Raw genomic sequence first — 24,708 nt, forward strand, 5'->3', positions numbered from 1 at the left:
GGATACACGAAAAGAGAGACCAGATGAGCGTCGCCGAGGACATGGACGATGCCGGCGCGAAGCGGGACCCCTCAGAGGCCCGCCCGTCCGATGTGTTGCCGCGCATCCGGGCCTTTCTCACGCAGGCCGACACGCTCGACGATGGCCGCGTGCCGCCCGAGCGCGAGATGGCGCAGGCCTTGGGCGTCACCCGCGCCGAACTGCGCAAGGCCCTCGCAAAGCTCGAGGCCGAGGGCCAGCTCTGGCGCCATGTCGGCAAGGGGACCTTTTTGGGCGCCCGGCCGGCTGATCCAGCCGCCGACGTCGCCAGCATGGCTCGCCTCACCAATCCGGCCGAGGTGATGCGGACCCGCCTCGCCATCGAGCCCGAAATCGCCCGCCTCGCTGCGCTCAATGCGACGCCGGCGCAGATCTCCGAGATGCACGCCCTCTTGCGCAAGAGCCGGCAGGCCCAGACATGGCGGCAATACGAAAGCTATGACACCCGTTTGCACCGCGTGATCGGCGCCGCGACGCAAAACACGTTGCTTCTCAGTCTTCTGGACACGCTCAGCGCGGTGCGTCAGGCCGTGAACTGGGGGCGGCTGCGCGCTTCGCCGAAGCGCCCGAGCGAGGACCATCACAGCTTCGCCGAGCACGAGGCCATCGTGGCGGCCATCGAGGATCGCGACGTCGCACGCGCCGGCCAGGCCATGCGGGCGCATCTCAGCAGCGTCGGGCGCAACCTGCTCGGCCGCGCCGAAGAGGAGTAAGGAGGCGCCCCGGCGGGCTCAGCCTTCATACGCCAGGACGTCGAAGCCGTGGTTGCGGTCGATCAGCGTCACGACGCCGCTTGCGTCCACGTCGACGTCGTTGGTCTGCGGGCTGCTATGCCCGGCGCGCGGCGTCGGGATGAAATGCCCCACCTCGCGCGGCTCCTCCGGATTGGCGATGTCCACGACCCGCAGCCCGCCGGAAAACCATGCGCAGAACAGCAGCGTGTCGTCGATGTGCTCCTGGAACTGATGCGCGCCGAAACGCCCCTCCCGCGCGTAGGGGCTGTCGAGTTCGGAAACGTGAAACGTCGAGATCGGCCTGAACTCGCCATCTGACACGTCGAAGATCCACAGATGCGCATGCGGCTGGCCGGGCGTGTGATCGTGCTCCTCGTCCACCCCGACGGCGATGCGGCGTCCCCCGATCGGCTTCAGCGCCGGCAGGATCGTGTGGGTCGGCTCGGGTGTCGGCGGATGGTAGTTGAACTCCGCCACCGTGCGAGGATTGCAAATGTCCGAAACATCGATCCGGCGCACGCCCGCATACCAGACCGCCGCCCAGAGTTCGTCGCCCACCCGCATGGCATGGTGCAGGCGGTTGCTCTCGCCGCGCCAGAACGGCGTCTCGCCACCGGCTTCATGCTGGCCCGGCATCCACCAGCGGGACACCTCTTCGGGGCGCTCCGGGTTGCGGATATCGTAGATGACGAGGATGTTGCCGCGGTACCCCTCCATCTCGGTGGAGATGTAGGCGTAGTTCTCGTCCATGTCGAAGCGGTGGACGCCGAACCCGAAGGTGCGCTGATAGGCCAGGAACCGAGGCTGGGCGCGGTTCGAGATGTCCCAAATCTTGAAGCCGCCGTCGTCATAAGGCTGCGGCTGGATCTTGCGCAGCGCCGGCAGGCTCTCAGGCTTCAACCTGAGCTCGGCTGCGAGCTCCGCGTCGGAGGCTGGCGCGCCGCGCTCGGCGAGCCAGCGCTGCTCCAGGGCGCGCAGTCGGGCGGCGCGGCGCTTCGGGTGCCGCTCATTCTGCTCCACATTGGTGATCATGATGTCGCCCACGACCCGCACCTTGTGCGTGTGGGAGCGATCATCGTCGAGCCGGATCTGCGAGACGATGCGGGGGTCCGACGGGTTGGAGACGTCGATGATGCTCGTCCCGAAGGGCGGCTTCATGTGCCCCACATAGGCAAAGCCCTTGCCGTCCATCACGACCTGCCCGCCGCCCGGAATGTCGACCTGGCCGAGCTTGCGCACATTCTTCGCGATCTCGTCCTGCATGTCGCCTCCGCGCTATTCGAACCTGTTGCTCAACTCGCCGATGCCCTGGATGCTCATCCGGACGACGTCGCCGCTCTGCAGAAAGCGCGGCGGCTTGAGGCCGATACCGACGCCGGCCGGGGTGCCGGTCGAGATGATGTCGCCCGGCAGCAGCGTCATGCCGGCCGAGAGCGTCTCGATCAGGCCAGGAATGTCGAAGATCAGGTCACGAGTGTTGGCGTGCTGGCGCAACTCGTCGTTCACCCAACAGCTCACCTCGAGGTTCTCGGGGTCGATCTCGTCGCGCGTAACGATCCAGGGACCCATGGGGCAGAAGCCGTCGAGCGCCTTGCCGAGAAACCACTGCTTGTGGTTTCGCTGCCGGTCGCGCGCCGTCACGTCATTGATGATCGTGTAGCCGAAGATGTGGTCGAAGGCCCGGGCGCGGGGGATGTCGCGCCCTCCCCGGCCGATGATCACCGCCAATTCGACCTCGTAATCCACCATGCTGGTGACGGCGGCATGAAGGTCCACGAGATCGTCCGGGCCGACGATGCAACTTGCCGGCTTGGTGAACACCGCCGGGAACGCGTCGATCTCGGCGCCCTGCACGGCGCTGGCCTCGAAGCCGCTCTGCGCAAACTCCCGGGCATGCTCCCGGTAGTTCTTGCCGACGCAGAAGATGTTGCGCGGCGGCACGAGCGGCGCGCACAACCGTGCGCCCGCGAACGCCATGGGCTGGCCGGCGGGCGCACGGGCGCGGCCCTCCGAGGACGCCTGAATCCAATCGAGCATCGAACCCGCGCCGAGCGACGTCATGAGCCCGCGCTCCGGATCCAAGGCGACAGGCAAGGTTGCGCCCTCGTGCGACACGGTCGCGAGCTTCATGTCGATCCTCCCAGCCTCGTTGTCGCCAGTGTCTCTTTGCGGGGCGCGTGCTGTCAACCAATTAGGCGTTCATGTGACCCAATTGGTTCAATTGGTTTATCCGTGCAGATCGATGTTGGCTTTCATCGCGTCGCGCTTGGAAAAAATCATAACCTACGCTGCAATCCAGAAATCTCGATATTTCGGCCGGCAGCCCGGCGTGGTATGCAAGTCTCTGACGCTGAGCCAAGAAGCACCCCGCCATGAACCACCAAGCCATCATCCGGACCACGGCCACCACCGTGTACGAGCGCATCCGCGACGACATCCTGTCGGGTTCGCTCGCCCCCGGCCTGAAGCTTCGGATCGAGTTCGTCTGCGAGCGGTACGGCATCGGCGCCAGCCCGGTACGAGAAGCGCTGAACCGATTGTCGCAGGACGGCTTGGTGGTGCGGCGCGACCAGCGCGGCTTCCTGGTGGCGCCGGTGAGCCGGGAGCAATTCGCCGAACTGGTGAAGACCCGCTGCTGGCTGGAATCCATCGGGCTGCGCGAGTCGATCGCCAACCGGTCCACCGAATGGGAGGAAGCGCTCGTACTGGCCTTTCATCGCCTGTCCCGCACCAAGCGGTCGCTCGACGACGGCGCCTACACGTTCAATCCGGAGTGGGAAGAGCGGCACCGCGCGTTTCATCATGCGCTCATTTCGAATTGCGGCTCGGCGTGGCTCCTGGCGTTCTGCGCCGAAATGCGCGACCAGGCGGATCGGTACCGCAAGCTGGCGGCCGCCCGGGTCTATCCGCAGCGCCAGGGACCCGATGAACATCGCGCCATCCTGGACGCCACCGTCGAGGGCGATGTCGAGCGCGCGGTCGGGCTTCTGCAGAACCATTACCGGAAGACCCAGTCGATCGTCGAACAAGACCTCAAGTAATCGCGACTTCGTTACGGCCCGGTCGCGATCCAGCCCCACACCATCGGCCCGCCGGATGCGGGCCGAAGCGCCAGGCGCTCCGGCCTCACGCGGCTCACACCACCGTGACGGTGATTTCGCCCACGCCCTCGACGACGCCGCGCATGCGGTCGCCCTTGTTCACCGCGCCCACGCCCGCCGGGGTGCCGGACATGATCAGGTCGCCCGGCGCCAGCGTGAAGTAGTCTGACAGGTACGAGATCATCTCGGGGATCTTCCAGATCATCTGGTTGACGTCGCCCTTCTGCCGCAGCTCGCCATTCACCTCCAGGGTGACTGCACCCTGCGTCAGCGGACCGACGCGGTCGGCCGGCACGAGGGGCCCGCAGGGCGCGGAGCGCTCGAAGGCTTTGCCGATCTCCCATGGGCGGCCGAGCTTCTTGGCTTCGCCCTGGAGGTCGCGGCGGGTCATGTCGAGCCCGACCGCGTAGCCGAACACGTGGTTTATCGCCTGGTCGACCGGGATGTTCGCGCCGCCGCTCTTCAGCGCCACCACGAGCTCGATCTCGAAATGAACGTCGCTGCTCTTGGGCGGATACGGAAATTCACCGCTGAGCTCAATGTTGTCGGGGTTCTTCTGGAAGAAGAACGGCGGCTCCTTGTTCGGGTCATGGCCCATTTCGATCGCATGCTCGGCATAGTTACGGCCGATGCAGTAGATCCGGCGCACCGGGAACTGCTGGTCGGACCCGGCCACCGGCAGGGTCGGAACGGGAGGAGGCGAAATCACATATTGCACGACAGGCTCCGTCGTTGTGGTCAGTTGCGGGAAGACGCGAAGTGTTCGACACGCCGCTCGATCAGCCCGAAGGCCATGTCGATGGCGGAAGCGAGCGCGAAGAGCACGAGCAGCAGCGCCCACATGTGCTCCATGAGGAAGTTCGACGAGTAGATCTCGAACAGCCGGCCGAAGCCGACGACCGACACCAGAAGCTGGCCGATGATCACGCCCTTCACGGCGCGCAACAGCCCGAGCCGCACGCCGGTGAGGATTTCGGGCATCGCCGACAGGACGAAGATCTTGCTGAAGGCTTGCCAATTGGTGGCGCCGTAGACGCGCGCCATCTCGACCAGCGACGGCGAGATCGCATGCGCGCCGGCCCGCGCGTCCAGGATGATGATCCAGATCGCGAAGAGCACCACCGTCAGGATGATCGTCGTCTCTCCGAAGCCGAACAGGGCCATGACGACCGGGACCAGCGCCGACAGGGGCGCGCTGATGAAGGTGTTGACCCAGGGCAGCAGCAGGCGGTCCAGCACCGGCAAGCGCCCCATCAGGATCCCGATCGGCACTCCCGCCAGGATCGAGATGGCGCTGCCGATCACGAAAGTTTTCAGCGTCAGCGCCAGAGCGTCCCAAAAGCCCGGCGTGCCGACGATCTCGATAAGCTTCTCGATCGTCGTCGACAGCGGAGGGATCAGGATTGTGAGGCCGAGGCGCCCGACGATCTCCCACAACACCGCCCAAAGCAGGAGCGAAAACGCGGCCGGGATGCGCATTCCATTGATGATCATCGCCCTGCCTCAGTCCAGATAGCGCTTCAGGGTCTGCCAAATTCCCTCCACGGTATCGAGATAGGCGGGATGGCGACGGATCTGGTCCGGCTCGGCGTCACGCGGCAGGTTGACGTCTATGATCTCCGAAACGCGGCTCGGGCGGCGCGACAGCAGCACGATGCGGTTGGAGACGTAAACGGCCTCCTCGATGCTGTGCGTGACGAACAGGAACGTCTTGCGCTCCTGAGCGACGAGACGCAGCAGATCCTCCTGGAACTGCCGGCGGGTCTGCTCGTCCACGGCCGAGAATGGTTCGTCCATCATGACGATGTCGGCGTTGACGGCGAGCGCCCGCGCGAGGCCAACACGCTGGCGCATGCCGCCGGAGAGTTCGTGCGGATACTTCGTCTCGAAGCCTTTCAGGCCCACCGACGCGATGTGTTTCTCCGCCACCGCCTCGCGCTCGGAGCGCGGGACGCCGCGCAACTCGAGCCCGAAGGCGGCGTTGCGGATCACGGTCGCCCAGGGCATCAGGGCGAAGTCCTGGAACACGAAGGAACGCTCCGGGCCGGGGAAGGAAACCGCCCTGCCCCGCACCCTCACCTCGCCGCCGGTCGGCTGGAGCAGACCCGCGATGATCTTCAGCAGGGTGGTCTTGCCGCAGCCGGAGGGTCCAAGAAGCGTCGTCAGTTCGCCTTCCGGGAAGCTGAGGCTGATGTCGTTCAGCGCTTCCACGCCGCCCGGATAGATCTTGGACAGTCCACACACCTCGACGATGGGGGCGGCGACCGCCGCCAGTGGCGGCGCGGCTGTTTGTGATTGCAACCCGATCATGATGCGCTCCGCTTTTCGGGCCGGAGAAAACGCTGCTCGACCCATCCGAGGCCCTCGATGAACAGCACCGAAACAATGATTACGCCCGCAATGGCGGCGTACATCCGCGGGTAGTCCGCGGTGGATTGGCTGTAGGTGATGATGTCGCCCACGCCAGTGGGGGTCACCAGCAGCTCGGCCAGGATCGCGCCGACGAAGCCGGCCGCCGTGCCGAGCCGCAGCCCGGCAAAGATCACGGGCGTCGCCGAGCGCAGGATGATCTTGCCGATGAGCTGCGGCCGGTTGGCCATGAAGCTGCGGCCCATCTCGATCAGCGAGTGCGGCGTGTGCCGCACCGCCTTGAACGAGTTCAGCACGATCACCGGCATCGCCATGATGCAGACCACGAACACCTTGGTGGTCACCCCGATACCGTAGGCGAGCACCAGCAGGGGCACGAGCGCGGCCAGGGGCGCGGCCTGAAGAACGATGAAGATCGGCACGCCGAACCACTCGACCTTCTCGTTCAACCCCATCGCGACGCCGATCGCGACGCCCACCACGGACGACAACGCGATTCCGATCGCGAGCGGAACGAGCGTGTTCGCAAAGGCGGTCGGCAGCGAGCCGTCGGCCAGCATGGCGAACAGCGCAGCCGCGGTCTCGCCGAATGTCGGGAACGACGGGCTCACGGGAACACGCCCGGCCCATTCCCAGGCAAGCGCCACGATGGCGAAGGATACGAGGCGCAGCGCGTAGGGGTTGCGCGCCAGCGCATGCAGGGACAGCGAAGGCGAAGCCGGCCTGCCCAACGGGACGGCGGCGGGAACGAACTCACGGGTCGTCGGCGTCATGCGGCGATACCGGCTGGTACGAGGGAGGGGGCGGCGCTCAGAACGGCGGCCGGCGGGAACACCCGGCCGCAATGCGCGCGGCCGGGCTGCGGGACGGTAGGCTCAGCTGCCGATCTTCTTGCGAGCCCGCTCCAGCGGCCCAAAATCCCAGAAGTCCTCGACCTTGAGCTCGTCCGGCTTGCCGGTCATCTGTCCGGCCTGGGTGTAGAAGACGAAGTCGGCCTTGATGGCGGTCGGGCTGCCGCCAGTCTTGTCGAACACCCCGTTCTGCACCGCTTCGGCGTAGAACTTGGTGACGTCCGCCAGCAGCTCCTTCGGCACGTCCTTGAGCAGGCCGCGCTTCTGCCGCTCCTGGTCGGCGACGGCCGGATTGGCCGCCAGTTCGTTCCAGAACCGCGCGAACTCCTCAACGATGATGTCGACCTTCTGTTGGTTCTGCGCCATCCAGTCGGACTTCACGAACAGAATTTCGTCGCTCGCCTTCTCGTCGAGGCCAGGCAGAACTGTAAATCGATCTCCGGCCTTGCTCATAAGCAGGTTCTTGTTGGCGAGATCCAGGATGGTGGCCTTGATTTGGCCGTTCATCATCGCGATCACGCGATTTTCGGATCCCGCCACGTAATTGCGCTGGCCGAACTTGATGCCGTTGCGCTCTGCCAAGATGTTGCCGATCGCTTCCGTGCCGGTGCCGCGCGCATGAAACGTCATCGGCTGGCCGTCAAGATCCTTCCAGGTCTTGATGGACTTCTCGGCGACCGGGAAAAACACGAGGCGCGTCACCTGGAACACGCCGCGCAACGGCGCCTTGGACTTCTGAGCGACCGCGTAGGGCGTCCCGATCCCGAGATCCGCCTGCCCGTTCACGACCGCCTGGATCGCGAGGTCCTCCTTGGCGAAGGAGGTCAGCTCGTAGTCGACTCCGCGTTCCTTGGCGCGCTCCAGCGCGACCACGTAGGCGAGTGTTTCGACCGAGATCGTGTCACCCAGCGCGACCCTCACCTTGGTGGTCTGCGAAACGGCGGGCGCGATCAGCGCTCCAGTCAGGCAAGCGCCCGCGAGCGCTCCCTTGATCAGCGAGAGAAAGGTCATGGCGTGCACCTCGATTGCATTTCCTGCTCTGCAGCCGGCCGGATTGTTTCCGGTTACCATCCTGCAGAGCAGAAGCAGCATATCGCTTATGTGGGGCAGGTAAACTGTTTTATCGATATTTTTAGCGCGCGACGGCCCGCGCCTTTGCCTGACAGCTGTGAGGTGACAAGCTGCGGATCGCCAAACAGACCTCCGCAGGCGTCGACCTTGGTCCAAAAGCGCCGATCTATATCGGTCCGCCTCGCGCCGGAGCTGAAGTACGGTTGAGCGCCTGGAGCGGACCTTCGGCGGGGCCGGCGTCGATCACGCCCCACTTTCCGTGCGGCGTTCGCGGGGGGTCAGCGCCCGATTAGCCCACGCTCCGACTGGGGCGCCGTCATCGGGCCTTCCCGGGTCAATTCCTCCACCAGGACGGTTCTGACATGCAGCGACACGTCGCGGCCCGTAGCCTTGTCGATCGTATCGTCGAGGCGGGCGACGGTCTCCCGCGTGAAAGGGCGAGGCGTCCTGATGACCGCAGTGGCGACGCGCCGCGATCCTTCGCGCGCCAGTTGGACCTCGATCACCCGCGCGCCGGGGTTGTCGGCAATATCGGACTCCAGCGAGCGCTGGATCGTGTCCCGCAGGGTCGTGTCCTCGATCGTCGCCCGGAACGCGTCGACGAGGTAGATTCCGAGCACGAGTAAAATCAAGAGAGGGGCTGCCCGCGCCGCCCAGGTGGTCCGGACGGCGCCTTCGGACCGGCGAGCCCGGTGTCCCATGGCAAGGAAGACCGCCATCGCCGCGGCCGCGATGGCCGTCAGATTCGTGAAGAACAGGATGAAGGCGCCCAGCGCCAGCCGCGGGTAGCCATGGGCGACGAGAATGCCGCAGGCCGTCAGGGGCGGACAGAGCGCGGTCGCGATGGCGACGCCGACCACCGCCGCGCTCACGCGCGGAGCCGCCGCCGCATAAGCTCCGGCCGCTCCCCCGACGAGAGCAATCATCAAGTCCAGAATGTTCGGCGCGGTCCGCGAGAGCATCTGGTCGCTGACGGGCACCCTGAAGTGAAGCCAGCCGAGAAGCAGCCCGATCGAGAAAACCCACAACGCGCCCACTATCTCCGCAATCAGCGCGCGCCCGAGGAGCTTACCGTCGAGCTCCGCGAAAGCGAGGCCAATGGCGAGAATCGGCCCGTAGAGCATGGCGATCAGCATCGCGCCGATGATGACCGCCTCCGAATTGGCGAGAAGGCCATAGCCTGCAATGAGCGTGGCCGCCGCATTCATCACGAGGTAGTTCACGGACAGTCGTGCGCCGTCGGTCACCAACTGGCGTGTTTCGTCAGGGGCTCGCAACGGATCGGCGCCGATCCTGAGCCATGATCTGGCCCCGGCTAAAGATGCGGACGGCGGGTGGCTCATCTCGTCATTGGCCATCGGCGCTCGAGCTTTGCTTGCACCGCGGCCCTCCCCCGCAACGATCCTGGGCTCATCTTGCGCCGAAAACAGGCGCCTCGGCCTGATATGGATCAGGAAACAGAGGCGCTCGGCTGCATACACTGACCGGGGCTGCGACCCCGCTCTCGTCCGGTTCGGCCGGACCCTCAAGGCCCGAATCCGCGTAAGGTCGGAGCAACGCAATGTGCATCATGTGCAACTCGGCCTTCGCCGAAGCATTCCGGAGCTCTGCGTTCCCCTCGCGCCGCCAAATCCTGAGGTCCGCAGCCGCTGCCACGGCCGGAGCCTTTATTTGCGAGGCGACGCCCTCGACGCCGGCGCTGGCCCGGGAGGGATCCCTCCAGGACATGGCCAGCCAGTTCGATCGCAAAGCGCTGCCGCGGGTCACGATCTTTCGGGCAAAGGAGATCATCACGCTCGATCCCGACAAGCCTTCGGCAACGGCTATCGCGGTGCTGGGCGACCGAATTCTAGCGGTCGGGGCCGTCGAGGAGCTGAAAGCGGCGGCGGGCAGCCAACCTTACGCAGTCGACGAGACCTTCGCCGACAAGGTGATCACGCCCGGCCTGATCGCGCAGCATGACCACCCCCTCCTCACGGGTCTCACGATGGTATCGGAGATCATCGCGATCGAGGACTGGGTTTTGCCCTCCGGTGTCGTGCCCGCCGCCAAAAGCCCGGGTGAGTATCGCGCGCGGCTCTCCGAAGCCAATGCGAAGCTCAACAATCCTGCTGAGCTGCTTGTGACCTGGGGCTATCACCCCGTCTTCCATGGCCCCCTGACCCGGTCCGATCTCGACCGCATCAGCACCGCAAGGCCCATCATCGTCTGGCACAGGTCCGCTCACGAGTTCATCGTCAACAGCAAGGCGCTGGAGGCGTATGGCGTCGACGCGGCTTTCGTTTCGGGCTTTCCGGACGGCGCGCGCAAACAGGCCGACCTTCAGGACGGGCACTTCTGGGAAGGCGGCATGTTCGCCGTCATCCCGAAATTGCTGCCGGCCATCGCCACGCCGGACCGGCTTCGGCGTGGCCTCGAATTCGTCGTGCGCTACTACCACGCCAATGGCGTGACCTTGGGCTGCGAGCCCGGCGGGCTGTTCTCGAAACAGTTGCAGGACGCCCAGAACGCAGTTCTCTCGCGGCCCGACAGCCCGTTTCGCTTCTATTTCATCCCGGACGGCAAATCGATCAGCGCGGCCTTCCCGGACTCGACGATCAGCGAGACGCAGAAGGTTCTCAACTGGGGCGCTGGCATGACCGCGATGATGCCCGGCGCGATCAAGCTGTTCGCGGACGGCGCCATCTATTCCCTCGCGATGCGGGTGCGCGAGCCTTATCTCGGCGGCGGAACGGGCGAGTGGATCATGGAGCCCGAGGTCTTCGCGCGGGCCTTCAGGATCTACTGGGACGCCGGCTACCATATCCACGTCCATGTCAACGGCGACGCCGGTCTCGACACGGTTCTCGACAATGTCGAGACAAATATGCGCCGCCAACCGCGCCACGATCATCGCACGGTCGCCATTCACCTCGCGGTGTCGCAGAAGGATCAGGTCGACCGCATGAGGCGGCTTGGCGTCATCGTCAGCGCCAACCCCTATTACGTACAGGCGCTGGCCGACGCCTACTCGAAGGACGGCCTCGGCCCGGAGCGGGCCGACACCATGGTGCGCATTGGCGACATCGAGCGGGCCGGCATTTCCTACTCGCTGCACTCCGACATGCCCATGGCGCCCGGTCAGCCGTTGCTCCTGGTGCACTGCGCGGTGAACCGCACGACAGTCTCCGGGCGGGTCGCCGCGCCGGACCAGCGCGCGACGCGCCTCGGCGCGCTGAAGGGCGTCACCCTCAGCGCAGCGCATTCCCTGCGCCTGGAGAACGACATGGGCAGCATCGTCCCGGGCAAGCTCGCCAATTTCAGCATCCTCGAGGACAACCCGCTGACCATCGACGCTTCCAAGATCAAGGACATCCCCGTGTGGGGAACCGTGTTCGAAGGGAAGGTCCTGCCCGTCGCGCAATCCTGAAGGATCTGCGGCGCTCTCCTGGCGTGTCGCGATCTGGTCCCCGCGGCTTCTATAGCCGCCGGGATCTTGGCCCGACGAAACGAGGCCGAAGCCGTCACCGGCCACAATGATTTCTTGGAAGGGAGCGAAAAACCATGTGCATCGCTTGCAGTCCCTTCGCCGGCGCGCTCTCTGCCGCCCTGTCGCGCCGCTCGCTCCTGAAACACACGGTCGCGGGCGCAGCCTGGGCCGGGGTCGCGGGAGCGGCAGGCAGGTTCAGTTGCAGTCCTGCCGAAGCAGCCGGCGAGAACGTCGACACGCTTTATGTCGGCGGCCCGATCGTCACGATCAACGAAACGCAGCCGACCGCCGAGGCGGTGCTTGTGCGCGGCGGCAGGATCATCGCCGTGGGAGCGCGGAACGAGGTCGAAAAGCAGGCGAACGGCCCCACCATCATCGACCTCAAGGGCAAGGCGCTGCTCCCGGGGTTCGTCGATCCTCACGGCCATGTCGTCATGGTCGGGCTGCAGGCGCTTGCCGCGAACCTCCTGCCGATGCCCGACGGCGAAGGCAACGCAATTCCTGCGCTGCAACGGATCCTCCGCGACTGGGTCGGCAAGAACGGGAAGATCATCGCACGCTACGGCGTGATCATCGGCTTCGGCTACGATGACTCGCAGCTCCAGGAACAGCGGCACCCCACCCGCGCCGACCTCGACGCTGTGTCGACGGACATTCCGATCCTGATCGTGCATCAGTCCGGCCATCTGGGCGTTCTCAACAGCAAGGCGCTCACGGAGGCGGGTGTTGCGAGAGGCGCCCCCAATCCGCCCGGCGGCGCGTTCCGTCGCGAGGCCGACGGAGAAAGCCCGAACGGCGTCTGCGAGGAGGCGGCCTTCTTTGCCTCCGCAGGCAAGCTGCTGAGCCGGCTCGACGAGCAGGCCTATCTCGACATGATCAAGGCAGGCGCGGCTTTCTACGCCTCGTTCGGCTACACGACGGTCCAGGAAGGACGCGCCATGCCGGGTAGCGCGACCATGCTCGCAAAGGCGGGCGAGGCCGGCCTGCTCGACGTCGACGTCGTCGTGTACCCCGACATCTTCGGATCCGTGAAAGATATCGCGCCCTCGCGCGACTACAGAAACCGTGTCCGCATCGGCGGGGCCAAGGCGACGATCGATGGCTCGCCGCAGGGGAAGACCGCCTTTCTTTCGCAGCCCTATTACAAGCCGCCGGAGGGACAGGGCCCCGACTACCGCGGCTACGCGGCGATCACGAAGCAGCAGATCATCGACGCTGTCGACCTCGCCTTCACCAATGGCTGGCAGGTCATCACCCACGCCAATGGCGACGCGGCGGTGGACTGGCTCATCGATGCCGTCGGCCAGGCGACGGCGAAGCATGGCCAAGGCGATCGGCGCGCCGTCCTGATCCACGGCCAGACTGCGAGGCTCGACCAGCTGCCACGGCTGAAGGAACTGGCGATCCTGCCGTCCTTTTTCCCGATGCACACTTATTACTGGGGCGATTGGCATCGCAGCTCGGTTCTGGGGCCGGAGCGTGCTGAACGCATCTCGCCCTGCAACTCGGCGCGCAAGCTCGGCATGATCTTCACCACTCACCACGACGCGCCTGTTGCAAACCCGGACGCGATCCGCGTGCTGTCCGCGACCGTGACGCGCACGACGCGGTCAGGCTATGTGCTCGGCCCCGAGGAGCGCGTCGACACTCTCACGGCGCTCAAAGCCATGACGATCTGGCCTGCGGTTCAGTATTTCGAGGAGGCGAGCAAGGGGACGATCGAGCCCGGCAAGTTGGCCGACTTCGTGATCCTGAGCGAAAACCCGCTTGCGCTGAAACCCGAGCAGCTGATCACGCTCAAGGTCGTCGAGACGATCAAGGAAGGAAAGAGCGTCTACAGGGCGACCTGAGCGGTCGCAGCAAGACGCGCAGCCGCCGACTGCGGGATGCACGAGGCCAGGAGGGGGAACAAATGAGCGCTGGAGCCTTGAAGATTACGTCGACGCGTTAATTCACCGGGGCCGCAGCGGCAGTCGGCGCCGCCAGCCTGGCGTCGATCCCCCAGGCGAACGCGAGCAACGATCGGCGCAAGTTGATCCCCGCGCTGGACGCGATGGCCTTGGCCAGCTCCGCCAACTGCGACGGTCACACCATCGAGGCCTTCGTCTTCAGCGAAGGACCAAAAACGCTGATCATGGCGGCCGGTCACCTACGGGGAGCACGCGGCTCCAAGACGTCCATATCGCGCGCGTGATGGCGCACGCGGCGCCGATACCGTCAGGGGGGCGTATCCTCTTCACCACTGCGGCCCACTGAGCATCAAGACGAGCCTTGGCGGCCAGTTCCCTCCTCACCGCGCCAGCATGGCCCGCAGCGCATCGGGGGAGAGGATGCGGATATGGCGATAGGCGTGCTCGATGTGGCCCTCGCTGGCGAGCCGGCGAAGGACCGTCCCGGCGGTCGTGCGGGCGATGTTGGCGAGGTGCGCCAGATCGTTCTGGTTCACCTGGACAGCCGGCGGATCATCGCCCGCGGGGGTTGATAGCCGGCAGCCGCTGAGCCGCAGAAGGATGGCGACACAGCGCTGGACATGGTCGCGGATCTTCAAGTCGTCCGCGGCTCCTATGGCGGTGACCAGATGAAGCGTGGTCAGGAGGGAGATCCACCGCCACCCCGTGGGATCCTTGAACAGGATCTCCTGCAGGGCCTGCAGCGGCAAGTGGAGCAGGACGCTGTCTTGCGTGGCCGCAAGGCCGACGATGCGCGGCCCTCCGGTAACGGCGGAACCCTCGCCCATCCAGGTTCCTGGCCTGACGAAGTGGGCGAGATAGGGCCCGTCATCGCCCGGCGCAACGGAGACGCCCAGACTGCCCGAAACGAGACCGTACAGCCCACCGGGTTCGTCTCCGACTTGAAAAAGGGTCTCCCCCGCTGCGGCAGTCACGACAAGGCTGCGGCCCAGCACAGCGTCCCGGAAAGACGACGGGACCAGGCTCAACCACCCCTGGCCCGCGACGAGCGCCTGGGCCGGAGATATTTTCATGGCGCCCTCCCAAACTGATCGTGGGCGGACAATGTCGCACGGTTAGTCGTGTTAAAGCATCAGTGACTTTAGCTTAACGGGAGACTTGCAGGTCATCGACGACGCCCTAAGAGCGAACCGGCTGCGTTGCTGGGACCAATACTTAACGCTTGAAAAGTGGTCGTGCCTCTATTGAGGGCACGCACACCGCCTTGTGCAACTCCGTCCTGCACGCCCGGGGCCCAAGGTCGTCCGGGCTGGTCTCCCGCCGAATAGCAGAGCTGACGGCCGATCCACGGACAGGCGGAGGACAACCCATGGGTTTTACGCTGCAGGCTTTCGGGCCGTTCCTGCACTGGCTCACGCTTGGCGTCCTCGCCGTCGCGCCGGTCCTGGGAGCCGTCGTGATCTACAAGCTCGGGAGCCTTCCGGGCACGATCGCCAAGGCGCGGCGCCACCCGCAGGCCGAGGCGATCAATATCTGCGGCTGGATGGGGATCGTCACACTCGTGCTGTGGCCGGTCGCGATGGTCTGGGCTTATCTCGTTCCGGGCCAGCCGCTCGGCGGAGCGGAGCAGGCGGCTGGCCAAGATGACGCCGCGCTGCTGCAGCGGCTTCACGCGGCTTCCCTCCGTGTGGCCGTGATCGACGCGCGCGTCGCGAAGCTCGCCGATCAGGGAGCATAGCCATGCTCTGGGCCCTCGTGAGCTCCGCCTACATCTTCTACCTCTACCGAAAGCTCAAGCCGGGGGCCGAGCAGCCCCAGATTGCGCTGCCCAAACTTTCCGGCGACCTCGGCACGACGTTTGATGCGCTCGACCGACGCCTCGCTTCGATCGAGGCGCGGCTGGTCGAGCGGCAGACCAAGGATCCCGTCCGATGATGGCGGCGATCTTCATCACCTACATCGCCATCGTCTGGCTCGTCTTCGACAAGCTGCGTGTCGTACGCCTGAGCCTTCCGCTGGCGCTGGCGCTTTCGGCCGTGGGGCCGCTCTTCGCCTTTTTTATTCTCGTCGCCATGAACAATTTCCATCCGTCGTCCTCGGACGCACGGGTGTTCCAGCGTGTGGTGTCCATCGTGCCGCACATCACGGCGCCGGGCCGGGTCTTGGAGGTCGTCGCCCAGCCCAACACGCCTTTGCGCAAGGGCGACGTGCTCTTCACCATCGATCCCCGGCAGTTCCAGTTCGACGTGAAGCGGCTCGAGGCCGCCCTGGCGGCCGCCGAGCAAGCCGTGCCGCAGCTCAAATCGTCGCTCGACCAGGCCACGGCTGCCGCCGAAAAGGCAAGGACGCAGCTCGATCTCGCGCAGGCCGAACTCGATCGGCAGACGGAGCTCTTCCAGAAGCAGGTCATCGCCCAGGCGCTGCTCGACAAAGTCGAACGCAACCGCGACACGGCGCAGCAATCCCTCGCGGGCGCGCAGGCGGCCGAGCAGCGGGCGCAGCTCGCTTATCAGTCCAATATAGGCAACGAGAACACGGCCGTCGCGCAGGCCAGGCAACAACTGGCGCTGGCGCAGTACAACGTCGAGGAATCGACCGTCCGCGCGCCGTGCGACGGGTACGCCACGAACGTTCAACTCGTGCCCGGCGCTGTCGTGAGCGCGGCGGCCTCGGTGGTGCCCTTCGTTTGCGACCGCGACGACAGCAACCGGGGCGTTGTCGTCGCCAGCTTCATGCAAGGCCCGTATCTGCAGATCGCGCCGGGCGACTACGCGGAGGCGGTGTTCCCGCTTTATCCAGGCGACGTCTTCTCCGGCCGCGTCATCACCACCGTCGACATGGCGAGCGAGGGCCAGCTCAGCGCGAGCGGCCTGTTCCCGGGCACGAACGCGCCGGGTGTCGCCCGCTTCGCCGTCCGCATCAGGCTCGACGACGCCGACACCCTGCGCCTTCCAGCCGGCGCGCAGGGCAGCGCCGCGATCTACACCGGGAACGTCCAGATCGCGGGCGTGATCCGCATGGCGCTGATGCGGCTTTCGAGCTGGACGAATTACCTCTTCTTCACGGCCTAGCCACCGGAGCGGCCCGGCTGAAGCACACGACAGTGAAGCGCGTTGGGGGCGTAGGGCATGACACGGATCACAAGGGCGACCCGCCAAGCCGGGGCCGTAGCGCTGGCCCTCGTGAGCGGGGCGCTTCCATCGGAGCCCGTATCGGCGGCCGAAGGCGGCCACGGCGTGTACCTGCTGGGTCTCAAGGGTCCAGGCGCCGGAATCACGCCGCCCCCGGGCGTCTTCGTGACCAACAACGTCTACTGGTACGAGGGCTCGAACGGCGCCAACCGTCCGTTTCCGGTTGTCGGAGGCAGCACCGTCGCCGACGTGAAGGCCACCGTTTGGCTGGACTTGCCGGCCCTCACCGTCGTGACGCCGCTGGAGCTGCTGGGCGGTCATCTCGGCTTCAACTTCCTCGTCCCGCTCGGAGGCCCGAACGTCGACGCGAACGCCCGGCTGACGTCCCCCTTCCTGCCGGGCTCGCCCGCACGGGCGCTGCATGATTCAGCCAGCACCTATGGCGACCCGGCGCTGACCACGTTCATGGGTTGGCGCCAGGGCAACTTCCATTGGACGGCCGGGGTCACGACCTTCTTCCCGATCGGAGACTTCCAGAAGGGAGCCTTGGCCAATGTCGCCAATCATCGCGCCGCGGCCGACTTCAATGCGGCGGTGACCTGGCTCGATCCTGCCATTGGCCTCGACGTGTCGCTGGCGGCGGGCGTCACGACGAACTTGGATAACACGGCCACCAACTACAGAACTGGCAACGAGCTGCATCTGGAGGGCGCCGTCACCCAGAACTTCAGCTCCCAGTTCTCCGTGGGGCTCGTCGGCTACTACTACCAGCAGCTCAACGGCGACAGCGGTTCGGGCGCAATCCTGGGCGACTTCAAGGGCCGCGTGGCGGCGCTCGGCGGGTCCGTCGGGTACACGTTCAAGGTGGGGGACCTGCCCGTCTCCACCCGGCTGAAGGTCTATCGCGAGTTCGACGTCAAGAACCGCCTGGAAGGGACCGCCGGCTTCTTCACGCTGTCAATGCCGCTCTACGTCGTTCCGAAGAGCGCTACCGCCGAGCAGGCCGCGGTTGTCGCCAAGTTCTGATTGCGTCGTCACGTCAGGGGGTTAGCCATGCGCCGGACCAGGACCTATCTCACGCCCAGCCGCAGCGTTCTCATCTTGACATCGGCGCTCGCCGTGCTGCCGCTGTTATCCGGTCCGGGACACGCCCAGGACGCCACGTCCTCGGACCCCAGCCCCGCCGACATCAAAGGCGCCTTTGACGCGGACGACCTCGTCGCAGACGAGGCGAAGGCCCCCGGCGGTGAAGCCGGCAAGGGCGCGGCCTATTCCGCCTATGCCGGCCGTTCCTATCCGATGCGGCCCTTCTTCGGCGACACGCATCATCACACCGCCAATTCGGGCGATGCCTTCATGGGCGGCAACCGGCTGACGCCCGAGCAGGCCTATCGCTTCGCCCGCGGCGAGGAGGTGATTTCCTCCAGCGGCGTGCCCGCCAGGCTTGCGCGCCCGCTCGACTTTCTTGTGATCTCCGATCACGCCGAGGGTCTCGGAGTGATGCTGCAGGTCTACGAAGGCAACCCGGCCTTCGCGACGGACCCGACCTTGCAGCGCTGGGGCAAGGCCATGAAGACGGGTGGCGAGGAGGCCTCGGTGACCATGCGCGAGCTCGTTTCGGCGCAGGCGCAAGGCAAGCTCCCGGCCCCGGTGAAGGACCCCAAGGTTGTCGTGCCGATCATGAAGTCGGTCTGGCAGCAATATACGGCCACGGCCGAGAAGTTCAACGATCCGGGCAAGTTCACGGCCCTCATCGGCTACGAGTGGACGTCGGTGCCCGGCGGCAACAACCTCCATCGCAACATCATATTCCGCGACAACAAGGAAAAGGCGGACCAGATCCTCCCCTTCTCGGCCTGGCAGAGTGAGGATCCGGAAAAGCTTTGGGACTGGATGGACAGGTACGAGGCCAAGACCGGCGGTAGTCTCCTCGCCATCCCGCACAACGGCAATCTTTCCAACGGCCGCATGTTCGAGCTGATCGACTTCGCGGGCAAGCCGCTGTCGAAGGACTACGCCGAGCGCCGGGCCCGTTGGGAGGTGCTGCAGGAAGTCATGCAGACGAAGGGCAGCAGCGAGACGCACCCGACGCTTTCGCCTAACGACGAGTTCGCCGACTTCGGCGTCCAGGGCTGGGACTACGGCAACCTGACGCTGGAAGGATCGCCCGAGACGCCGGAGATGCGGCCATACATGTACCTGCGCGGCGGCCTGCTGCAGGGCCTCGCGCAGGAGCAGAAGCTCGGCGTCAACCCCTTCAAGTTCGGCTTCATCGGCGGCACCGACGTCCACAACTCGCTCACCGCGATCGAAGAAGACAACTTCTACGGCAAGCATGTCGACCAGGAGCCGAGCCCGACGCGCTGGTCCAAGGTGGCCAAGAAGGGCTTCGGCAAGACGCGGTACAACTGGATCTACGAGGCGGCGGGCTACGCCGGCGTTTGGGCCACCGAAAACACGCGCGAATCCCTCTGGGACGCGATGAAGCGTAAGGAGACCTACGCCACCTCCGGCACGCGAATGACCGTGCGCTTCTTTGGCGGCTGGCAGTACACGTCCGACGATGCGCAGCCGCAGAATGTCGCCGACGCGGGCTATCGCAAGGGCGTGCCGATGGGCGGCGACCTGCCCAGATCCCCCGCTTCTGCGAAGGCCCCGACGTTTCTCGTCGCGGCCCTGAAGGACCCCGTGGGCGCCAATCTCGACCGCGCCCAGATCATCAAAGGATGGGTCGACAAGGACGGCAAGCCCCACGAGCAGATCTACGACGTGGCCTTGGGCGAGGCGAAGCGCCGTGCGCGAGGCTCCGACGGCCGTGTTCCGGCGGTCGGCGACACGGTGGATGTTTCAAAGGCGACATGGACCAACACGATCGGCGATCCCGACCTCTCGGCTGCCTGGACCGACCCCGACTTCGACCCGAGCCTGCGCGCCTTCTACTACGCCCGGGTGATCGAGATCCCGACGCCGCGCTGGACCGCCTACGATCAGGTCCGCTTCGGCGTCACGATGGGGCCGGAGGTGCTGATGAAGCACCAGGAGCGGGCCTGGACCTCGCCCATCTGGTACACGCCCTGACCTTCCCGCGGCGCGGCACCTGCCGCGTCAGCTGCGCCGCTTCAAAGCCGTTTCCGCCGACCGGATTGGGAAGGACCACCGCGATGACACAGCGCCCACGCGACTTCTGGCCAACCGGAAAGGCATTCTCAGCCGCTGGCCCGACTCTGGCTCTGGTGACCTGCCTGCTCGCCCCGAGCGCCTGGGCGGATGACCTCAGGCTGATGACGCCTGGTCCGACAATCCGGACCGAGCAGGCCCGGATCGCCGCCGCGGAGGCCAGGGCTCGGACAAACCCTTTGCGGGACGCCTATTTCGGCGAGACGCACGTCCACACATCCTACTCCCTGGACGCCTATCTCGGGGGCACGCGCCTAAGCCCTGACTTGGCCTACAAGTTCGCGCAGGGCGAGAAGATGATGGTCAACGGCCAGATGCATCGCATCGTCGAGCCGCTCGACTTCGCCGCCGTGACCGACCACGCTGAATACCTCGGCGAAATGTATTCAACGATGGTCGACGGGGCCCCCGGCCACGACCAAGAAAAGCTGAAAGAACTACGCTCGCTTACGTCGTACGAGGACCGCGAGAAGTGGTTCCTGGACTATGTCGTCAAGAACAACCGTTCCGGCGTTCCGCAGCATCCGCCCTTCTTCGCCGGGCCGGATACGGTAAAGAGCGCCTGGACCATCGAACTCGAAGCCGCGGAACGCAACTACAAGCCGGGCAAGTTCACGACCATCCCGGCCTTCGAATGGAGTGCTGCGCCGAAGGGCGGAAACCTGCACCGCAACGTTTTCTTCCGGGACATCCGCGTTCCCGAGACCCCGATGAGTTCCATCGAAATCGTCCGCGAGGACGGCCTCTGGGCGTGGATGGGCGGCCTCGAAAAACTTGGGGCGACGGTGCTGGCCATTCCGCACAACTCGAACGCCAGCAAGGCCATGATGTTCGATCCGCTCGACCCAGAGGGGAAGCCGATCGACGCTGCCTATGCGAGGACGCGGGCGCATTTCGAGCCGCTTATCAAGATGATGCAGATCAAAGGAAATTCCGAGGTTCACCCGAACTTCTGGGGGGCGGACGAGTTCGCGAACTTCGAAAACGCCAATTCGATCGCCAACTACAGCGCACGCGAGTTCAAGAAGGAGAATTTTGTCCGGTCTGGTGTGATCAAGGGGCTCGAATACCAGCGAGACATCGGCGCGAACCCCTACAAGTATGGGTTTGTCGGCGGCACGGACAGCCACAACGGCACGCCGGCCGACACCGCCGAAAACAACTTCGCAATTGGCAGCCATGGCGCCGCCGACGGCTCCATCGAGCGCCGCCGAACCGGCGAAGTGGGCGGCTGGCTTGCCGGCGTAGACCTGAACCCCGGCGCGCTGACGGGCGTCTGGGCGACCAGCAACACGCGCGGCGCCATCTGGGACGCGATGAAGGCCAAGGAGACCTTCGCCACCAGCGGCGTGCGCATCAAGGTGCGGATGTTCGCGGGCTTCGATCTCCCCGGCCCTGACGCCAACCCGATGGCCACCGTGGCGGCTGGCTACCGCGCTGGCGTGCCCATGGGCGGGACGCTTCCCTCTGTCGCCGTGGGCGAGAAGCGTCCCCTGCGCTTCAACGTTATGGCCATCAAGGGGGCCAAGGACGCCAATCTCGACCGCATCCAGATCATCAAGGGCTGGATCGGGTCGGACGGAACGCCGCGAGAGACCATCGTCAACGTCGCCTGGTCGGGCGACCGCACGCCTGGCGGCGACGGAAAACTTCCCTCGGTCGGCAATACCGTCGACCTCAAGACGGCCACCTACAGCAACACGGTGGGCAGCCCGCAGCTGACGGGGAGCTGGGTCGACGACCAGTTCGATCCCGCCCAGCACGCGCTTTACTATGCAAGGGTCCTGCAAATTCCGACGCCGCGTTGGAGCACGTACGACGCCGTGCGCGCGAAATTGCCCCTGCTGGAAGGCGTCGCCGCCACGGTCCAGGAGCGGGCCTGGACCTCGCCCATCTGGTACACGCCCTGAGGAGACTGGCCATGCTCAGCCGGATCCTGCGCGAGCCACTTCTCCACTTCCTCGCCTTGGGTGCGCTCGTCTTCGTGACCTATGCGCTCCTGCATCGCGGGGACCGGACCGAGAGCGGTGCGATCGTCATTGGCGCCGCCAAGGTCGGGCAGCTGGCCGCGGTTTTCACGAGGACCTGGCAGCGCCCGCCCACCTCGGCCGAGATGAAGGGTCTCGTCGACGACGCCGTGAAGGACGAACTCTACGTGCGAGAGGCGACGGCGCTCGGCCTCGACCGTGACGACGAAGCGATCCGCCGTCGGCTGCGCGCCAAGGTGCAGTACCTATACGAGGCCGAGGTGGAGGCCATGCCGGTGGATGAGGCCGCGCTGCAGGCCTTTCTGGCCAGCCATCCCGACCGGTTCGCGACCGAGCCGGTCTACAGCTTCCGCCAGATCGTGCTGAGGCCCGACACGCGCGGCGACCGAATCGACAGCGACGCCGCCGCCGCGCTCGCGATCCTGCGCAGCGGCCAGACGCCGGACCCCTCGACGCTGGGCGATCCCATGATGCTTCCGGCGGTCCTCTCCGGCATCGCAAACGGCACGGTCGAGCAGATGTTCGGCGCCGACTTCGCGGCCGCCCTTGCGGCGGCTCCCGTAGGAGAGTGGGGTCCGCCCATCGCGTCCCCCTACGGCCTTCACCTCGTCCATATAACGGAACAGCGCCCCGGCCGGCTGCCGGTTCTGGAGGAGATCCGCCCCGCCGTTGAACGGGAATGGCGGGGCGAGGCCCGCCAGGCGCTGGAAAGGCAGCGCCTCGACTCCATGCTGGCCCGCACCAAGGTCGTGATCGAGCCCGTGGCGCCCTCCAAACAGGCGGCCGCGCCTTGAGCCCCGCGATTCTTCTCACTCGTGTCCTGAGCTTGCTGGCAATTCTCTACGCGGGAGGCGCCCGGGCCGATGAGCTGCGGCCGGGCTACCTCGACCTGCGCGAACGGGCCGCCGACAGCTTCGCGGTGCTCTGGCGCGTCCCGGCCTCTGGCGACCGCAAGCTCGCCATCGATCCCCGCTTTCCGTCTACTTGTCGGGCCCTGGCAGAGCCCAGCCGCGCCTTCGAGGCGTCCTTCTTCACGGCGCGCTGGAACATCCGCTGTTCCGCCGGCCTTCAGGGCGCGACGCTCACGGTGGACGGACTGGCCACGAGCGCGACTGACGTGCTGGTGCGCATCGCCCATCTCGACGGCACGGTGCAAATGGGGCGGCTCACGCCCGACAACCCGGTCCTGGCTATCGCCGCGGCGCCCCGATGGCGCGAGACCGCCTGGACCTATTTCGCCATCGGCGTCGAACACATCCTGACCGGGTTCGACCACCTGCTCTTCGTGCTGGCTCTGCTGGTGCTCATCCGCGACGGCAGGAAACTGGTCCAGACGATCACGGCCTTCACGCTGGCGCACAGCATCACGCTGGCGGGCGCCTCGCTTGGCTACATCGCGCTGCCCCAGCCACCGGTCGAGGCCTGCATCGCGCTCAGCATCGCGTTCGTGGCATGCGAGATCGTGAAGAGTGAATCAGGTCGGCCCCGCCTGTCGGAGCGCGCGCCATGGGCGGTGGCCTTCTCCTTCGGCCTCCTGCACGGCCTCGGCTTCGCCGGCGCGCTCAAGGAGGTCGGCCTGCCGCAGCAGGACCTGGCGACGGCGTTGCTGACTTTCAATCTGGGCGTCGAGGCCGGGCAACTTCTCTTCGTCGGCGCCATTCTGCTGAGCATGGCCACCGCCCGGCAGCTCTCCCGCTCGTGGATGGCGGCGACAAGCAGCGGCCGTGCGGGGGAGCGCCTTCGCGTCGGGACGGGCTACGCCATCGGGACACTCGCGTCCGCGTGGCTCATCGAGCGCCTCGTCGGCTTTGGACCCATGTTGCCATAGCCACGAAACCGTCGAGGCAAGCGGCCAGGACGCTGTGCGGAAGCGTTTGTGCCCTGCGATCACGAAGGTTGTGCTGAAACCGTATTATTGGCGGTTAGAAGCGATAAGGCCAAGAATGATTCCAGTACAAGCAGGCCCACGCAAAATAATGCGTCAGCGCCGCCGCCTGCTGCGCACCTTCACGAACAGAAACCAAAGCCGTCTCGAGAACAGGGATTCCGGCGTTATTCGCCTGACCCTTGTTGAACGTCGAGTGCTCTCGGGCGCAATGGAGAGAACTGATTCATAGACTGCGAGAAGTATCTGCGCGTGACGTCGCCCCAAAACGAAAGCCCCGGAGACCGCTTTAGTTAGCGGTTTCCAGGGCTTGGAAGATGGTGGGCGCGACAGGGATCGAACCTGTGACCCCTACGATGTCAACGTAGTGCTCTCCCGCTGAGCTACGCGCCCGGCGTCGACGCGAGGTCGACCGCGAGTGGCGCGGGTATAGCCACTCGATTCAAAGATGGCAAGCCTCGATCAGGCCGCCTGGAGCAGCTTCTGGACCTCGTTCACGAGGTCGCGCAGGTGGAAGGGCTTCGACAGCACCTTGGCGTCTTTCGGGGCCTGCGAATCGGGGTTCAGGGCCACGGCCGCGAAGCCCGTGATGAACATGACCTTGATGTCGGGGTCGAGCTCGGTGGCGCGGCGCGCCAGCTCGATGCCGTCCATCTCGGGCATCACGATATCGGTGAGCAGCAGCTCGAACGGTTCCTCGCGCAAACGATTATAGGCCGAGAGGCCATTGTCGAACGACGCGACGTTGTACCCGGCGTTCTCCAGCGCCTTGACCAGGAATCGACGCATGTCGTTGTCGTCTTCGGCCAGGAGGATGCGGGTCGTGATGGTGGATTCAGCGGACATGGAGAACTCCGGACGACAGCCTCATGAAGCGCGATGAGGGTAAATTTCCCGTGAAAGGCGATATCCGTCCCGATCGTGGACAGCTCGGACGGTTGCAGGCAGACTTCATACCAGCCTTTGCGCTCGCGGACACCCG

Annotated in this window: 22 protein-coding genes and 1 tRNA gene; 12 read left to right on the forward strand and 11 right to left on the reverse strand. The window is 65.8% G+C overall.

The genetic code is table 11. The features are described from left to right. Positions 1-23 precede the first annotated feature (23 nt). On the forward strand, positions 24-752 hold the full coding sequence (locus tag AC1DSZ_RS14820; protein ID WP_476839108.1) for a FadR/GntR family transcriptional regulator: 729 nt from the start codon (positions 24-26) through the stop codon (positions 750-752). 18 nt (positions 753-770) lie between these two features. On the opposite strand, the gene AC1DSZ_RS14825 is transcribed toward AC1DSZ_RS14820, so the two are convergent. Together AC1DSZ_RS14825 and AC1DSZ_RS14830 are read right to left on the reverse strand one after the other, a co-directional pair. Beyond that, on the reverse strand, positions 771-2,036 hold the full coding sequence (locus tag AC1DSZ_RS14825; protein ID WP_476839109.1) for an LVIVD repeat-containing protein: 1,266 nt from the start codon (positions 2,034-2,036) through the stop codon (positions 771-773). 12 nt (positions 2,037-2,048) lie between these two features. Next, a complete protein-coding gene (locus tag AC1DSZ_RS14830; RefSeq protein ID WP_476839110.1) occupies positions 2,049-2,903 on the reverse strand; it encodes a fumarylacetoacetate hydrolase family protein in 855 nt (284 codons plus the stop codon). A 242-nt stretch (positions 2,904-3,145) separates the two neighbouring features. Between AC1DSZ_RS14830 and AC1DSZ_RS14835 the strand changes: the two genes are divergently transcribed. Then, a complete protein-coding gene (locus AC1DSZ_RS14835; protein ID WP_476839111.1) occupies positions 3,146-3,814 on the forward strand; it encodes a GntR family transcriptional regulator in 669 nt (222 codons plus the stop codon). 94 nt (positions 3,815-3,908) lie between these two features. Here the strand turns inward: AC1DSZ_RS14835 and AC1DSZ_RS14840 are convergent, their stop codons facing one another. The 6 genes from AC1DSZ_RS14840 to AC1DSZ_RS14865 form a co-directional block, all read right to left on the reverse strand. Then, positions 3,909-4,592 carry a fumarylacetoacetate hydrolase family protein gene (locus tag AC1DSZ_RS14840; RefSeq protein ID WP_476839112.1) on the reverse strand — a complete coding sequence of 228 codons (684 nt, stop codon included), beginning with the start codon at positions 4,590-4,592 and terminating at the stop codon, positions 3,909-3,911. 20 nt (positions 4,593-4,612) lie between these two features. Beyond that, entirely contained in the window at positions 4,613-5,368 is a 756-nt protein-coding gene (locus tag AC1DSZ_RS14845; protein WP_476839113.1) for an ABC transporter permease, read from the reverse strand. Between the two features lie 9 nt (positions 5,369-5,377). Continuing rightward, on the reverse strand, positions 5,378-6,184 hold the full coding sequence (locus tag AC1DSZ_RS14850; protein WP_476839114.1) for an ABC transporter ATP-binding protein: 807 nt from the start codon (positions 6,182-6,184) through the stop codon (positions 5,378-5,380). After that, complete coding sequence (locus AC1DSZ_RS14855) at positions 6,181-7,017, reverse strand: ABC transporter permease (protein WP_476839115.1); 837 nt, start codon at positions 7,015-7,017, stop codon at positions 6,181-6,183. Before AC1DSZ_RS14855 ends, AC1DSZ_RS14850 begins: the two co-directional genes overlap by 4 nt. 102 nt (positions 7,018-7,119) lie before the next feature. Further along, positions 7,120-8,106, reverse strand: a complete 987-nt coding sequence (locus tag AC1DSZ_RS14860) for an ABC transporter substrate-binding protein (RefSeq protein WP_476839116.1) — start codon at positions 8,104-8,106, stop codon at positions 7,120-7,122. A 338-nt stretch (positions 8,107-8,444) separates the two neighbouring features. After that, on the reverse strand, positions 8,445-9,524 hold the full coding sequence (locus tag AC1DSZ_RS14865; protein WP_476839117.1) for a DUF389 domain-containing protein: 1,080 nt from the start codon (positions 9,522-9,524) through the stop codon (positions 8,445-8,447). 368 nt (positions 9,525-9,892) lie between these two features. Here AC1DSZ_RS14865 and AC1DSZ_RS14870 point away from each other — a divergent pair, with 368 nt between their 5' ends. Next, positions 9,893-11,575 (forward strand): amidohydrolase, encoded by a 1,683-nt coding sequence (locus AC1DSZ_RS14870; protein WP_476839118.1) that lies wholly within the window; start codon positions 9,893-9,895, stop codon positions 11,573-11,575. A 134-nt stretch (positions 11,576-11,709) separates the two neighbouring features. Continuing rightward, the gene (locus tag AC1DSZ_RS14875; protein WP_476839119.1) at positions 11,710-13,485 is read left to right on the forward strand and encodes an amidohydrolase; all 1,776 of its coding nucleotides are present in this window, start codon (positions 11,710-11,712) and stop codon (positions 13,483-13,485) included. Between the two features lie 440 nt (positions 13,486-13,925). Here AC1DSZ_RS14875 and AC1DSZ_RS14880 read toward each other — a convergent pair whose 3' ends face one another. Beyond that, positions 13,926-14,618 carry a Crp/Fnr family transcriptional regulator gene (locus AC1DSZ_RS14880; RefSeq protein ID WP_476839120.1) on the reverse strand — a complete coding sequence of 231 codons (693 nt, stop codon included), beginning with the start codon at positions 14,616-14,618 and terminating at the stop codon, positions 13,926-13,928. A gap of 296 nt (positions 14,619-14,914) precedes the next feature. Here AC1DSZ_RS14880 and AC1DSZ_RS14885 point away from each other — a divergent pair, with 296 nt between their 5' ends. From AC1DSZ_RS14885 to AC1DSZ_RS14920, 8 genes are all read left to right on the forward strand, one after another. Then, positions 14,915-15,283 carry a DUF3302 domain-containing protein gene (locus AC1DSZ_RS14885; RefSeq protein ID WP_476839121.1) on the forward strand — a complete coding sequence of 123 codons (369 nt, stop codon included), beginning with the start codon at positions 14,915-14,917 and terminating at the stop codon, positions 15,281-15,283. 2 nt (positions 15,284-15,285) lie between these two features. Continuing rightward, positions 15,286-15,480 carry a hypothetical protein gene (locus tag AC1DSZ_RS14890; protein WP_476839122.1) on the forward strand — a complete coding sequence of 65 codons (195 nt, stop codon included), beginning with the start codon at positions 15,286-15,288 and terminating at the stop codon, positions 15,478-15,480. After that, on the forward strand, positions 15,480-16,616 hold the full coding sequence (locus tag AC1DSZ_RS14895) for an HlyD family secretion protein (RefSeq protein WP_476839123.1): 1,137 nt from the start codon (positions 15,480-15,482) through the stop codon (positions 16,614-16,616). Before AC1DSZ_RS14890 ends, AC1DSZ_RS14895 begins: the two co-directional genes overlap by 1 nt. A 57-nt stretch (positions 16,617-16,673) precedes the next feature. Beyond that, positions 16,674-17,702: a SphA family protein gene (locus tag AC1DSZ_RS14900; protein ID WP_476839124.1), complete on the forward strand. Its 1,029-nt coding sequence runs from the start codon at positions 16,674-16,676 to the stop codon at positions 17,700-17,702. A gap of 27 nt (positions 17,703-17,729) precedes the next feature. Beyond that, positions 17,730-19,754 carry a DUF3604 domain-containing protein gene (locus AC1DSZ_RS14905; protein WP_476839125.1) on the forward strand — a complete coding sequence of 675 codons (2,025 nt, stop codon included), beginning with the start codon at positions 17,730-17,732 and terminating at the stop codon, positions 19,752-19,754. Between the two features lie 203 nt (positions 19,755-19,957). Further along, the gene (locus AC1DSZ_RS14910; RefSeq protein WP_476839171.1) at positions 19,958-21,763 is read left to right on the forward strand and encodes a DUF3604 domain-containing protein; all 1,806 of its coding nucleotides are present in this window, start codon (positions 19,958-19,960) and stop codon (positions 21,761-21,763) included. Between the two features lie 11 nt (positions 21,764-21,774). Further along, positions 21,775-22,635: a peptidyl-prolyl cis-trans isomerase gene (locus AC1DSZ_RS14915; RefSeq protein ID WP_476839126.1), complete on the forward strand. Its 861-nt coding sequence runs from the start codon at positions 21,775-21,777 to the stop codon at positions 22,633-22,635. A 32-nt stretch (positions 22,636-22,667) separates the two neighbouring features. After that, positions 22,668-23,669: a HupE/UreJ family protein gene (locus tag AC1DSZ_RS14920; protein WP_476839127.1), complete on the forward strand. Its 1,002-nt coding sequence runs from the start codon at positions 22,668-22,670 to the stop codon at positions 23,667-23,669. Positions 23,670-24,044: 375 nt separating this feature from the next. On the opposite strand, the gene AC1DSZ_RS14925 is transcribed toward AC1DSZ_RS14920, so the two are convergent. Next, positions 24,045-24,119 (reverse strand) — tRNA-Val (locus tag AC1DSZ_RS14925). A 69-nt stretch (positions 24,120-24,188) separates the two neighbouring features. Next, positions 24,189-24,554 carry a cell cycle two-component system response regulator CpdR gene (gene cpdR, locus AC1DSZ_RS14930; RefSeq protein WP_244643996.1) on the reverse strand — a complete coding sequence of 122 codons (366 nt, stop codon included), beginning with the start codon at positions 24,552-24,554 and terminating at the stop codon, positions 24,189-24,191. Between the last annotated feature and the right edge of the window lie 154 nt (positions 24,555-24,708).

The organism is Alsobacter sp. P4_H11, from assembly GCF_056400925.1.